A 14,151-nucleotide genomic window follows, 5' to 3' on the forward strand; every position below is an offset into this window, starting at 1 on the left:
CGCATTCCGTCGTGGCAAAGACGGGTTCGGGCAGGATTCGGGCAGGCCCACCTGCCGCGCGCCAAAGGCGCCGCGCTGGCCTCGCCTGCAAGCGGTTGCGATAATCCGGGGCTTTACCGCGCCCGCCAATCTCGAATCGCGTCCGCGACGGCTCGCCCGCCGCATCAAGCCATCGGAATCTCCTTGAACTTCAGCGCCCTGTCAGACGGCACCCACCCCGCCGTGCTCTGCCTCTACGCCAAGCATCTCGCGCCGGGTCAAACCCGCCTGGATGCGCTGCCGCACCAAGCCTGCCTCGCGGGTCTGGCCGGCGACCTCATCGTGCTGCAGGCCGGCGATGCCGCCAGCGCACTGCAGAGCGCGCTGCTCGCGCAGCCCGGCTGCCCGGTGCTGCTGCTCGATCTCGACGCCGGGCTGCCGCCCTTCGCCGCACTGAGAGTGCTGCGTCTGCCGCGCAGCGAGCGCGTGCTGAGTGCGCTGGACGCGCAGTGCCTCGGTTCGCTGGACGTGGACGCGGGCGCGCTGGATCGCCTGTGCTGGCTGAGCGCGCCCGCGCAGCCACTGCCCAGCCCTGACTTCGATCTGCGCTGCTGTCGCATTCCAGCCGCGCGGGTCGCGCAGTTCGCTGAGCTGCTCGCCGTGGCGCAGGCACCGGCGCTGCCGGCGGATTGCGAAGCCGAGGTCTACGCGCGGGTCTGCCTCCCGGCCAGCGGGCAGTCGCCGCACGTGGCCAGCCCGCTCGGCGAAGGACTGTCCGCGCGACTGCGGCCGCTGACACGCGAGGCAGTACCGGCAGGCTATCCGGGTCTCGACGGCAAGCCGGTGCTGCTGCACGCGCTGCACGGATGGGGCGGCGGCAGCGAGCGCTTCGTCAAGGACCTGATCGAAGCGGACTCCAGCGCCCATCACCTGCTGCTGCAAGCGGTCAGCGATCCCGATCGCCGGCTGACAGGCGTGTCGCTGGCGCTGCGGCTCGCGCCCGGGCGCGGGGCTCTGCGCGAGCATCCGCTGGCCTCGCCGATCCTGACCACGGCAGTGCAGTCCAGCGAGTGTGCGGAGTTTCTGGACGCCCTGTGTGCCGACTTCGGCGTCGGTGGGGTCCTGGTTTCTTCGCTGATCGGGCTCAGCTTGGACGTGCTGCGCACGGGGCTGCCGACGGCCGTGGTCTGCCACGACTACCACCCGCTCTGGCCCAGCCTGCACGCGGACTTCGGTGCCGATGACTTCGATGCCTCGGAGTCCGCCCTGCGCTCGCACTTGGCCCAGTTGGAGGGCGCCTCAAGCTTCGCGGAAGTCCGCACCGACGCGTGGATTGCACTGCGCGAGGCCTACGTTCAGGCACTGCTGCAGGCGAACGCGCAGCTCATCGCCCCGACCGTCAAGGTGCTGGACAACCTGCTGCGGATGGCGCCAGCGCTGCGTCCGCTGCGCACACACTGCATTCCCCACGGTATCGCTCCGTGGGCAGAACCCTTGCCCCAGGCAGCGGCGCGAGAGAGCGCGGCGCGCCTGCGCGTGCTGGTGCCTGGACGGATCAACGGCGGCAAAGGCGAGCAGCTGCTGGAACGCCTGATCCCGCAGCTGCCTGCCGAGGTCGAACTGGTCCTGCTGGGCTGCGGTGCGGCCGGCATGCGCTTCTTTGGGGCCGACCGCGTGCACGTGCTGCTCGACTATCGCCGGGACGACCTGCCCCGACTCGTGGCTGAACTCGCTCCGGACATCGCCCTGCTGCCAGCAAGCGTCGCCGAAACCTTCAGCTACACGCTGAGCGAGCTGCGCCTGCTGGGCTTGCCGGTGTTGGCCACTCGGCTGGGCAGCTACATCGAGCGCATCCAGCATGGACGCGACGGTCTGCTGGTCGATCCGGACGCCAGCGCCATCGCCCGCGCCCTCAAGTTCATCGCTGCGAATCCCGCCGCGCTGGTGCGCCTGCGCGCGCAGCCCGTGCCGGTGCAGAGCCTGGCAGCGATGGCGCAGGCCTACTCCGAAGTGCTTGGCGTGCAGCGTCGTTCGGCGCTGGCGCAGGCGTCAGGCCGGCAGGGACTGTTCCTCGTGGAGGCGCTCAGCCTCGCGGCCCGGCTCAAGGACTCGACGGACGCTGAGCGCGCCTGGCGCGACAGCAGCCGCGCCTGGGAGGCCGAGGCGGGTCAGCGAGCGGCTTGGGCGCGCGAGCAGGAACGTCTGGCGCAGGAACGCACCGTGTGGGCGGAACGCCTCAACCTGCAGATCGAGTCGCAGAGCCTGCAGATCGAAGTGCAGCAGGGCCTGGCCGATGCATTGAGGCAGCAACTCGCGCGCGCGCAGGAGGCGTTGGCCGAACTGCGGGAGCGACTGCTTGCCACACTGCGCGCGGCGGGCGAAGCCGAGTCGCGGCTCGGCGAGGAGCCGGATGCATCGCAGCTGATCGACGTCGCCAAGGCGCGCTTCGAAGCCCTGGACCACGAAGTGCGTCGTCTGCGCGAATGGGTGAGCGCTGTCGAACAGCAGCGCAACGCGTTCGAAGCCGAGCGCAACCGTATCCTGCAGAGCAGCTCCTGGAAGCTCACCCGCCCGCTGCGCGGCGTGCGCAAGCTGATCGAGCGCGGTCTCGCCAGCTTCGGCTTCCGGCGCCAGCGCGCGGGTTCGCTGCTGAACCGCGGCCTGCGCAGCCTGCGCACGCGCGGTGTCGCAGGAACCTTGAAGCGCATTCGCGCCGAGGTGCGCCCTGAGCTGCCGCCGACCGTGCTCGACGTGCCGGCCAGCGCACCGTTCGCACCGTTCGCCCTGCCCTGCCCCGAAACGCCGCGGGTCAGCGTGGTGATTCCGGTCTACAACCATCTCGACCACAGCCTCACCTGCCTGCGCTCGATCGCAGCGCACCCCTCGCGGATCGCGGCCGAGATCCTGGTTGTCGACGATTGCTCCTCGGACGACACCGAAGCCACGCTGCCGCAGATCGAGGGTCTGCGCTACCAGCGCAACCCCGAGAACCTCGGATTCATCGGCGCCTGCAACGCCGGCGCCGCTGCGGCGCGCGGCGAGTACCTGGTCTTTCTCAACAACGACACCGCCGTGCAGCCGGGCTGGCTGGATGCGTTGATCGAGACCTTCGAAACCGAAGACCGCGTGGGCCTGGTCGGCGCGAAACTCATCTACCCCGACGGCCGCCTGCAGGAAGCCGGCGGCATCGTCTTCAACGACGCCTCAGGCTGGAACTACGGGCGCTTCGGCGACCCTGCCGCGCCCGAGTACAACTACCTGCGCGAGGTCGACTACTGCTCGGGCGCGGCAATCGCGATCCGTGCCGATCTGTTCGCCGAATTCGGCGGCTTCGACCGCCACTACGCGCCGGCCTACTACGAGGACACCGACCTCGCGATGAAGGTCTGGGCCCACGGGCTGCGCGTGCTCTATCAGCCGAAGTCGGCGGTGGTGCATTTCGAGGGCGTGAGCTCTGGCACCGACACCTCGACTGGCATCAAGGCCTACCAGGTCGTGAACCAGCAGAAGTTCCTGGAGCGCTGGAGCGAGCGGCTCAAGGCGCACCCCGCACCGGGCACGCCGATCGAAGCCGCACGCCAGCATCGCGACAGCCGCCGCGTGCTGATCATCGACGCCACCACGCCCACGCCCGATCAGGATTCCGGCTCGCTGCGCATGGTCAACCTGATGCGCGTGCTGCGCGCCGAAGGCGTGGCGGTGAGCTTCTTCGCTGACAACCGCGCCTTCGTGGAGCGCTACACCGAAGAGCTGCAGCAGCTCGGTGTGGAGGTGCTGTGGCACCCGTTCCTGGCCGACGTGCCGGGCTGGTTCGCCGAGCACGGACGACGCTTCGACCTGGTCGTGCTGAGCCGGCACTACATCGCCATCCAGTATGTCGACCTGGTGCGCCTGCACGCGCCACAGGCGCGGCTGGTGTTCGACACCGTCGACCTGCACTACCTGCGCGAACAGCGCGAAGCGGAACTCGCCGACCGCGACGATCTGCGCCGCCAGGCAGCACAGACCCGCGACAGGGAACTCGACCTGATCCACCGCAGCGACATCACCCTGGTCGTCAGCCCGGTCGAGCAGGCCCTGCTGGCCAGCGAGGCACCGGGCGCGCGCGTCGACATCCTCTCGAACGTGCACGAGGTGTTCGGCTGCCGCAGGGCTTTCGATGCGCGTCAGGACATCGTCTTCATGGGCGGCTACCAGCACACGCCGAATGTCGATGCGGTGCTGTGGTTCGCCAATGAGGTGCTGCCGCTGATCCGCGCCGAGGCGCCCGAGATCACTTTCCACGTGGTCGGCAGCAAGGCGCCTGACGAAGTGCGTGCGCTGGGCGAACGGCCGGGCGTCATGTTCCAGGGTTTCGTGCCCGACGTGGCGCCCTTCATGGACAACTGTCGTCTGGCGGTTGCACCGCTGCGCTACGGCGCCGGCGTCAAGGGCAAGGTCAACATGAGCATGAGCTACGGCCAGCCGGTGGTGGCCACGCCGATCGCGATCGAGGGCATGCACGCTGAGCCGGGCACCGATGTGCTGGTCGCGGAGAGCGCCGAGGACTTCGCTGCAGCGGTGCTGCGCGCCTATCGCGATGGCGAGCTCTGGCAGCAGCTTTCAGCCGGCGGCCTGGCCAACGTCGAGCGGCATTTCGGCTTTGAAAGCGCACGCCAGGCGGTGCGGGGGCTGTTCGCGGACTGAGCCTTGTAGCTTTGGCGCCGCCGGCCTGCTGCCCGGCAGTGCCGGCAACACTGAAGAATCCAGCGTCGCCGCGCGTCATGTCGGGCGCGCTCGCGGATCGAGCACGCGAGGCTGGATCCGCCGAAACCGGGTCCGGCGTCGCCGGGCTCGCCACCACAGAACACGCCTCGGATGGGTTGGGTCCGTGTTGCCTGCGGTCGGCGACGCGCGCGGCTCTGTCCGAACGCGCGGATCAGCCGGGCGTCTTCGGGCGCATCGCTCCGTGCGCGATTCGGCTCAGGGTTCGTCGACCGGTTCGGGCCCGGTCGCGGCGTCTTCCGACCGCTGCGGTCCGCGATCGATCACCTCGATCTTCGGTGCGTCCCAGCCGCCTTCGACGCTGTAGAGCGTGCGGTTGATCTGCTTCATCGGCGCCTGCAGCACCGCTTGCGCCACTGCGCCCACTGCCGCACCGGCCGGCCCGGCGGTGATCGCACCCAGCGCTGGCAGCACGCTGCCGGTGCGCGGCAACACCTCGACCTGCAGGGCGTAATCGCGTGCGGCCAGCCCGGTGCGGCCGCGCAGCTTGATCTCGGCAGCCGGGCCATCGATCCGCAGATCTTCGGTGACGGCGTTGCCGCCGAGCAGCTGGAAGCTGCCTTCGATGCTGTTGAAGGCCAGTCCGGAGCGGAAAAAGTCGCTGAAATCGAGGGCGAGGCGACGCGGGATCTCGGCCAGACTGAGCAGGCCGATGAAGCGTCCAGCGCCCGGCTCAAGCTCCGGCACGCGGCCTTTGCCCACGGTCAGGCGCAGCTGACCGTCAGCCACCGAGAACGCGAAGTTGGCCGGCCCGCCCTGCCAGCGCAGGTCCATGTCGGCGCGGGTCTTGCCGCCCTGCACCAGCGGCGTGATGCCGAGCGCGCCCAGCATGCGGCCGAGATCGTCACCGCTGAAGCCCAGGGTGAAGCGGCTTTCGCTGCCCTGCAGGGTGCGACTCCAGTCGCCGCGGATGTCCACCGCGAGGTCGGGCGAGCGCGTCTGCAATCGTTCGACCAGCTGGCCATCCGGACCGCGACGCGTGATCAGCTCCAGGCGGCCAAGCTTTATCTTGCCGAAGCCGGCGTCTTCGACCTGCAGGTCGATCGGCGGCAAGGCGGTCGGATCGGGCTCCTGCACGCGCCGCGGCGGTGCGTTCGGGTCCTCATCGGGACCCGGTGGCCAGTACAGACGCTCGAAGCGGGCCAGCACAGGCTGCTTCGCATCCAACGGCCACTCGATGCGGCCCTGCGCGGCCTCGCCGTCGAGCAGAACCTCGCGGACCTTGTCATCACGCATTCGGTAGCGCAGGCGCTGGTCGCCCAGCCCGCGCTCACCGATGCGCAGCTGGCCGGCGAGCAAGTCGATGCTGTCCAGCGCCACGCCCTGCCCGCCGCCCGCTCCGGCGACGGCGATCCAGGCGGGCGCATCCAGCACCGAGGCGCTGCCGCGCACGGCCAGGCCACGCTCGGGCAGATCGAAGGGCGGCTCACCGCCGAACGCGGCCAGGCCGCGGAACTCGGCGGCACTCGCGCCCGGACGCCCCAGCAGCCGCAGCAGCTGGCCCAGGCGCAGATCGATCGAGCCGGCCGCCAGTGGCATATCGATCCGCAGGTCCAGCGGCAGGGCGTCGTCGGCCGCCTTGCGCAGCGGCGCGGGCAGGCGCAGCTCGGTGCCAGCAAGATCGGAGCGCACGCGCAGCTGCGGGCCGGGCCCGTCGGAGCGCGGGCGGGCGGGTTCGGCGCCTGCCGCCGGCGCATCGGTCGTCTGCGGCGTTGGCACGTGGAAGTCGAGCGACCAGCTCGATCGACCGGCGAGATAGGGCTCCAGCCAGTGCAGCTCGGGGCGCAGCGCCAGCAGCGAGTCGGGGCTGAAGCTGCCGCTCAGGCTGGCCTCGAACACATGCGCCGGCTCAGCGCAGAAGCGGCCAGCGGTCAGACTGAGGCTGGCCGGCTGGCCGTCGAAGCGCACGCCGAGCGCGTCCGCACTGAAGCCCTCGCGAGTGAAGCGCAGCCGGCCGGCGGCCTCGCCAAAGCGCAGGCCCCACTGCGTGTCGACCAGGTCGGCCTCGGCCAGATCGACTTGCCCCTCGATCACCAGCTCGCCCAGATCACGGCGCAGCGGCGCCTCGATGCGCACCTTCGCCTCGCCGCGACCGCCAATGCTCAGGCCGCGCAGGTGCTGTCCGAAGCGCTGCCATAGCGGGGTCTCGCGCAGCAGGGCGAGCAGGCGGCCGCCGTCGGCGCCGCCCTCAAGGTCCAGCTTCAACACGGGCGCGGCGAAGTCGGCGACGCCGCCCGTCGCGCGACGCACCGGTACGCCCAGCACGCGGGCGCTGATCTCGCCATCCAGGCTGTTGTTGAGAAAGCGCGCCCAGCCTTCGATGCGGGTGCCGATCGGCCAGCCCGGCAGGTAGTTCATGACGACGTCACGCACCTCGGCGCGCGCATCGAACACGCCCTCGAAGTTGCGGAAGGGCCAGTCATCGAGATCACCGCGGATCAGCGCCACGCCCGAGACCAGCTCGCCCTCCACCAGGGCGCGCTCCAGCCATTCCACGGTCCGCGGCGGCATGCGGTTGCGCACCCAGAACCGGTGCGACGCGCTGATCGAGCCGGGATCGACCAGCGCGCGCAGATCGAGGCTGGGCCGACGGCCGCGGCCGTCCAGCCACACCGTGCCTTCGATCGTGGCACCGAAGTCGGGGCCCGCGATGCGCAGCGGGCTCAGCTCGATGCGCGGGCCGTCCGCCTCGCGCCAGGCGCTGATCTGGCCGGACAGCGCCGCCGGCAGCGGCGCGCGCAGACTGTCCGGCGCCTCCAGCGTGAATGCGGGCGCATCCAGCTCGACCGACAGCAGTCCGCCCTGCCCCTGCAGCCGGCCGCTCAGACCCGAAAAGCCCGGCCGAGCGCCCACCGCAGACAGGCCGAGATCGGACAGGCGCGCCGACAGCGAGATTTGGCCCGCACCGTCCACGCCCAGTTCGAGCGCTTCCAGCCGACCACGCGGTTGGGCGGCATGCAGCCACGCGAGCAGCTCGGGCTCGATCGGCATCAGCGCCGGCAGCAGTTCGGCGAAGGCGGCGAACTCCAACGCATCCAGGCGCAGCGCGAAGCGATCGTCCTGCCAGCGCAGGTCCAGCCCGCTGAGCGAACGCGCATCGTCCGAGCTCAGATCAAAGCGCGGCAGGCTGAGCCGCCAAGTTTCACCCTCGCGCTTCAGCCACAGCTGCAAGGCCAGCGACTTCAGCTCGGCCGCGGGTGCTTCGGGGCCGGACCGCGCCGCGCGCAGCCGCACCTCGCTGAGCCTGGCGACGCTGTCGACCTCGGCCAGTCGACCGGCTTCCAGGCGCAGCCAGAGATCGATGTCGGAGCGCCCGGATTCGAGGCCCAGCCCAGCGAGTCGACTGCCCTGCAGCCAGGCCGGCAGATCGAGATCGCGGGCTCCGAGATGCAGCTGCCCCTCCTGCAGGCGCGTATCCAGCCGGCCGGTGAGCCGCAGGGGCGGGCTGTCTTCGGCGTGCACGCGCAGCGCGAAGTGGAAGCGTCCCCCGGCCGTGCGCAGGCGCGCATCGATGCGATCCAGCTGCACATCGAAATCGGCGTAGCGGTCTTCAATCACCAGCGCGCCGTCGAACAGCTCGACCTCGCCAATGCGCTCCAGCTGGCTCAGCGCCTGCTCGATGTCCAGGCCAGCGCCGCCGTCGAAGCCGCGCGCCTGCCATTGGCCTTCCAGCGTGCGCGCCAGCTCGAGGCGCAGGCCTTCGACGCGCAGGCTGAGCAGCGGCAGCCCCGGCAGCAGGCCGGTGTAGACGTTGACCCGAACCCGTGCGGAGCCGATGTCCAGACCCGAGCCTGGACTGCCGTCGCCGCCGATGCGCAGGTCTCTCAGGTCGAGCAGCGGGCCGCGCCGGCTCCAGCGCGCGCTGACGCCACTGATGCTGACCGGCTGACCGATGCGCGCCTCCAGCCACTGCGCGACCTCCGCCGGGTGCCGTTCGAGCACGGGCAGCAGCTGGTGCGCCAGCGCCACCAGCACGGCCGCGCAGATCAGCAGCAGCGCCGCCGACAGCCCCAGCCACCGGCGCAGCCGCCGCCCCAGCCGGCGCAGCGGCTGGGTCACAGCAGGACCACGTCGTACTGTTCCTGGGCGTAGTTCTCGTCCGGCTGGAAGCGGATGGTCTTGCCGATGAACTCCTCCAGTTCAGCGACCGCGCTCGATTCCTCTTCGAGGATGCGCGCCACCACCTTGGGCGAGGCCAGCACCAGCAGCTTCTGCGCGTCGAACTGACGCACCGCGCGGGTGATCTCGCGGAAGATCTCGTAGGTCACCGTCTCGGCCGTCTTGACCGTGCCGCGGCCGCCGCAGGCATTGCAGGGCTCACAGAGCTGGCGCTCCAGGCTGTCGATGGTGCGCTTGCGGGTCATTTCGACCAGGCCCAGCGGCGAGAACTCGTAGACCGTGGTCTTGGCATGATCGCGGGTCAGCGACTTCTCGAGCTGGCGCAGCACCTGCCGGCGGTGCTCGGCGTCAGTCATATCGATGAAGTCGATGATGATGATGCCGCCCAGATTGCGCAGGCGCAGCTGGCGCGCCACCGCCTGCGCCGCTTCGAGGTTGGTCCGGTAGACGGTCTCTTCGAGATTGCGGCTACCCAGAAAAGCCCCGGTGTTGACGTCGACCGTGGTCATCGCCTCGGTCTGGTCGATCACCAGATAGCCGCCGGACTTCAGCGGCACTTCCTTCTGCATGGCGCGCTGGATCTCGTCTTCGACGCCGTAGAGGTCGAAGATCGGCCGCTCGCCGGGGTAATGCTCGATGCGCGGCGCGAGCTCGGGCATGAACTGGCTGGCGAAGCGCTGGGTGCGTTCGAAGGTCTCGCGCGAGTCGACGCGCACCTTCTCCACTTCGTCGTGCAGCAGATCGCGCAAGGCGCGCAGCGGCAGCGAGAGGTCCTCATAAATGCAGCTGCCGAGCTTGCTCTGCTGCGAGCCCGTCTGGATGGCGTCCCACAGCTTGCCGAGATAGGCGAGATCATCGGCGAGCGCCTCCGCCGGCTGGCCGTCGGCATTGGTGCGCACGATGTAGCCCAGGTTCGAACCCTGCGAGAGTTCGGCGATCGCCGACTTCAGGCGCGCGCGTTCGGCTTCGTCTTCGATGCGGGCCGAGACGCCGAGCACGCGGCTGTAGGGCAGCAGGACGAGATAGCGCGAGGGAATGCTGAGCTGGGTGGTCAGGCGCGCGCCCTTGCTGCCGATCGGGTCCTTGACCACCTGCACGACAACCTCCTGGCCCTCGCGCACCAGCTCCGAGATCGGCGGCGTGGGCGCCGGCGGGGCGGTCTCTTCGCCGTCGGGCGGCAGCGGCAGCGCCGTCGGCAGCCGCAGAATGTCGGACGCATGAAGAAACGCCGCGCGCTGCAGACCGATCTCGACGAAGGCCGCCTGCATGCCGGGCATGACCCGGATCACCTTGCCCTTGTAGATGTTGCCGACGTAGCCGCGCCGCGAGGCCCGTTCGATATGGACCTCCTGCAGCATGCCGTTCTCGACCACCGCGACGCGCGTCTCGCGGGGAGTGACGTTGATCAGGATCTCTTCGGACAAGGGAAGGTCACGCACAGGAGTCGGAAACCCGGCACTTATAGCCGAGGACGACTGAACCGGCCAGAGCGGCCTGTGGATTGGTTCGCGGTTCCGCCTCGGTGCATCGGCCTCCTGGCCCCGCCGCCCGAGCATCTACCCGCTCACGGGGCCCCGTGCCCTTCCCTGCCGGCAGCCGACGCCGGCACGTCCACCGCCTCGCGCTGGGCAGCATCGGGCCGCGGCACGATCACCGCGAACCGGGCCGAGCGCATTTCCGGCCGCAGCTCAGCGAGGCGTCGGGCAAAGCCCGGGCGGATCTCGTAGCCCGCAGGCGCAAGCAGCTGACCGCTCTCGGTGTACACCGGCTTGGCCAGCACCATGCCTGCCTCGAGTGCGGCCAACCCCACCTCACGCAGTTCGCCCGCTTCATCGCCGCAGCCGACCAGGGCCGAGAGCGCCTCGGTCAGCGCCGGTTCCAGGCCGGCCCGCAGCTTGGCGATGGCGGCATCCGCGGGGAAGCCATTGGCTTCAAGCCGTACGAAGCTGCGCGCCGTGCGCAGAATGGCCGACCAGCGACGGATCGCCTCGCGCTGCTCCGGCTGCCATTCGAGATTGCCGCCTGCCAGCGGTTCGGCGAGGCGGATCACGTCGCGCACCGGCCCCAGACGGGGAACCTGCTGCAGGCTCTCAAGCGCGTGGCTGAAGGCCTGCGCGAGCAGTTGCTTCTGTCGGGGATCAGGCTCGTCGCCCTGCAGCAGGCGCTTCTGGATGTCCTCGGGCAAGCCCACCAGGCCCAGATGCAGCAGCATCGCCGCGATCTCCAGCACCCAGTCGCTGCGCCCGTGGAGCCGCACGGCGAGCGCGGAGCACAGGCTGCGCACGCGCTGCGCCTGGCCGAACACCGCCGGGCTGGCGATGGCCAGAGCGTCGGTCATGGCGTCAATGGCCCCCTTGAGCGTGTGCTCCAGCAGCTCGCGCTCGGCGCAGATCAACTCATGCTGGCGCAGGGCGTCGCGCACCGACGTGTGGAGCACCTCGCGTTCGCAGGGTTTGGTGAGAAAGCGAAAGATGCGTCCGTGATTGACCGCGGCGATCGCGTCCGCGATGTCCGTATACCCGGTCAGCAGAACCCGGGTCGCCTCAGGGTGCGCCGTGTGGAAATCCTGCAGCACGCGCGCACCGTCGCGCCCCGGCATGCGCATATCGCAGATGACCAGCGCCAGCCGCGGCAGCGTGGGTGCGACCGCCAGAGCCGTCACTCCGGACTCCGCAGTGTGTACCTCACCCAGCCCGTGCAGGCTGAGCTCAAGCCCCTCGAGCACGGCCGGCTCGTCGTCGATGCACAGGATCTGAGGCCGTGTTGGCATCGCGCGCTCCCTCAGCACCGCCCGAGGCTCGCGGCCAGCTCGGCGGACGCCAGTCGCGCCTCATCAATGCGACCCGAGGCCAGCAGCGCCGCGTCGAGACCACAGGCGTCCGTCCATGCCAGCGGCGGCGTGGAAGCCAGCCGGCGCGTCAGCGCGAGGCCGATGTGCAGACTCACGGCGGGATGGTCGCCGTCGCAGCCGAGCAGCGAGGGACGATCGGCGAAGGCCACCGTCTGCACCAGACCAAAGGGCAGTCCCCACAGCGACAGCAGATAGCCCGCCAATTCGCCATCGGCGACCTGCGCATGGGTCAGCTCGGGCAGCGACAGCCGCTGCAGACGGCCGACGCCGTACAGCACCGCAGCGGTGAACAGGCGTCTGCGGTCCTGGAAGGGCAGCGCGATCGCCGAAACGATATGCGCGCAGCGCAGCGTCTCCCGCTGGCACTCGGCCACGCTGCCGTGCAGCGCGCTGCCCCGCTCGATCCGCGAGTACAGCTCCTCGCTCAGCACCAAACCGCGGATCAGTTCGAATCCCAGCCGAGTGATCGCCACGCGCAGATCGGTGACCTCGCCCGCGCCGCGAAAGAAGGGCGAGTTCGCAACATGCAGGATGCGCGAGACGATGGCCGGATCCTCCTCAAGCAGCTCGGCGACGTCCTGGGCGAAGGTGCCTTCATCCAGCAGGGCGATCTCCAGCCTGCCGCAGATCTCCGGCAGGCTGGGCAGCACCATCAGGTCGTGGACGGCGCTGACCACCACCTCGTTGTGCAGGCGCGCCTGCAGCTGCAGGGTCTCTCCGATCAATCGCTGCAGGGCCACCAGATCGCAGGGCTTGGCCAGCACCTGATGGGCGACCGCCGCCGCGCGCAGAAAGCCCCGCGACCCGGTCTCGCCGGAAAGAATGATGCGCACGGTGGCCGGAAAGCGAAGCTTGACGACCTCAAGCAGCTCCGCACCGTCCATCCCGGGCATGCGCATGTCCGACACCACCACATCAGCGGGCCGCCGGTTCAGCAGCTTCAGCGCTTCAACGCCCGAGGCGGCGAACCGGCAGCGCCAGTCCGAGCGAATGCCGTACAGCCGGTTCTCGATGCCCTCGAGCACGTCCGGCTCGTCGTCAACAAAGATCACCTCGACGGCCATCAGGCGCCCTCCTTTGCCGGGCCGGTGATCGGAAGTCGAATCCGGAAGCGCGTGCCGTGCGGGCTCACCTCTTCGAACGCGAGTTCCCCGCGCAGCTTGTCCACCACGATTGCGCGCGAGATGGACAGGCCCTGCCCCGTGCCGGTGCCCACCGGCTTGGTGGTGAAGAAGGGATCGAACACCCGATGAGCGATGGCCTCGGGTATGCCGCAGCCATTGTCCTCAACCGCGATCTCGACCTGCCCCTGCGGCTCCAGATGGCGCGTCGCGATCCGCAGCAGGCCGCGCTCGCCGCGGTCGCCGAACCTGGCCTCCATCGCATGGGCGGCATTGGTGATGAGGTTGAGCAGCACCTGGCCAAGATCGCCGCGTACGGCCGGTACGGCCGGCACCTCGGACAACTGCAGATCAAGGTCAGCGATGTACTTGAAGGCGTTCGCCGAAACCGTCACTGCGTTCTCGATCAAGGCATTGACGTCGACGTACTCCAAGGTGACGCCGGGGTGCGCGAACAAGCGCATGGCGCCGACGATGCGGCTGACCCGGTGGACGCCATCGTGGGCGCGTTCGATGGCCCGCGGCAGACGTCGACGCACGAAGTCGAGATCCAGCTCATCGCGTGGGCGCGCGCCATCGGCGAGTGCGAGCAAGTCGCTGGCGCATTGCTCGATGAAATGCAGGTTGTCGCTGATGAACTGCATCGGCGTGTTTATTTCGTGGGCGACGCCGGCCGCCAGCTGGCCGATGGACTCAAGCTTCTGCGCATGCCGCAGCTCCAGCTCAAGCCGCTTGCGCTCGCGCAGATCGATGCCTACGAGCAGCACGCTCTGCAGCTGTCCTTCATCGTCGTACTGCGCCGCACTGGACAGCAGCACGGGCAGGTCGCTGCCGTCAGCGCATCTGAATGCGAACTCGCCGCGACGCGAGGCGCGCTCGGTGCCATCCAGAAGGGGCTGGATCACTTCGCCCGCGGCAGGAAGCAAGCGATCGAGCAAGCTGCCCTTCAAGGCCGCATCGCTATAGCCCAGGAGGCGGCTGGCTTCGGAGTTCGCGCGGGTGACCCGCAGCCCGCCGTCGAGCACCAGCAGAATGCCGGGGATCAGATCGTAGAGCCCCGCGAGGTAGGCGAACACCCGCGACATCTGGCTTTCGGTGACCTGCAGCTCCAGCAGTTTGGCCTGCAGCTCACGCTGCAGCGCATCGTTCTCGGCGCGCAGGGCCTGTGGATCCTGCTGCGGTGCGGCGCTGTCCGGGCTGACAGGCATGACGGCCTTCCCCCACGGTATCTGCGCTCTGCCTGCAAGCTCTGTTCCGAACCGTGCAAGGGTCTGGCGTCGGATCGGATGTCGGTGCTTTACCTACCTGCGCGCCGCT

6 protein-coding genes are annotated in these 14,151 nt (G+C 69.6%); 1 reads left to right on the forward strand and 5 read right to left on the reverse strand.

Features of this window, described 5'->3' with window-relative positions; genetic code table 11:
* The first annotated feature begins 183 nt into the window (after positions 1–183).
* Complete coding sequence (locus H4O13_06290) at positions 184–4,665, forward strand: glycosyltransferase (GenBank protein ID MBE5314996.1); 4,482 nt, start codon at positions 184–186, stop codon at positions 4,663–4,665.
* Between the two features lie 276 nt (positions 4,666–4,941).
* Here H4O13_06290 and H4O13_06295 read toward each other — a convergent pair whose 3' ends face one another.
* The 5 genes from H4O13_06295 to H4O13_06315 all read right to left on the reverse strand — a co-directional run bounded on the left by H4O13_06295 (position 4,942) and on the right by H4O13_06315 (position 14,042).
* On the reverse strand, positions 4,942–8,802 hold the full coding sequence (locus H4O13_06295) for a TIGR02099 family protein (protein ID MBE5314997.1): 3,861 nt from the start codon (positions 8,800–8,802) through the stop codon (positions 4,942–4,944).
* Positions 8,799–10,286 carry a ribonuclease G gene (rng, locus tag H4O13_06300; protein MBE5314998.1) on the reverse strand — a complete coding sequence of 496 codons (1,488 nt, stop codon included), beginning with the start codon at positions 10,284–10,286 and terminating at the stop codon, positions 8,799–8,801. The genes H4O13_06295 and rng overlap by 4 nt, the downstream gene beginning before the upstream one ends.
* 140 nt (positions 10,287–10,426) lie before the next feature.
* Positions 10,427–11,632: a response regulator gene (locus tag H4O13_06305; GenBank protein MBE5314999.1), complete on the reverse strand. Its 1,206-nt coding sequence runs from the start codon at positions 11,630–11,632 to the stop codon at positions 10,427–10,429.
* Positions 11,633–11,643: 11 nt separating this feature from the next.
* Positions 11,644–12,777 carry an HDOD domain-containing protein gene (locus H4O13_06310; protein MBE5315000.1) on the reverse strand — a complete coding sequence of 378 codons (1,134 nt, stop codon included), beginning with the start codon at positions 12,775–12,777 and terminating at the stop codon, positions 11,644–11,646.
* Positions 12,777–14,042 (reverse strand): PAS domain-containing protein, encoded by a 1,266-nt coding sequence (locus tag H4O13_06315; GenBank protein MBE5315001.1) that lies wholly within the window; start codon positions 14,040–14,042, stop codon positions 12,777–12,779. The genes H4O13_06310 and H4O13_06315 overlap by 1 nt, the downstream gene beginning before the upstream one ends.
* Positions 14,043–14,151 lie beyond the last annotated feature (109 nt).

The organism is Lysobacterales bacterium, assembly GCA_014946745.1.
Taxonomy (GTDB): domain Bacteria; phylum Pseudomonadota; class Gammaproteobacteria; order Xanthomonadales; family Xanthomonadaceae; genus Aquimonas.

Coding starts and splice junctions, on each gene's coding strand:
- H4O13_06305 (MBE5314999.1), bottom strand. CDS start 11,632: ATGCCAACACGGCCTCAGATCCTGTGCATCGACGACGAGCCGGCCGTG.
- H4O13_06310 (MBE5315000.1), bottom strand. CDS start 12,777: ATGGCCGTCGAGGTGATCTTTGTTGACGACGAGCCGGACGTGCTCGAG.
- H4O13_06315 (MBE5315001.1), bottom strand. CDS start 14,042: ATGCCTGTCAGCCCGGACAGCGCCGCACCGCAGCAGGATCCACAGGCC.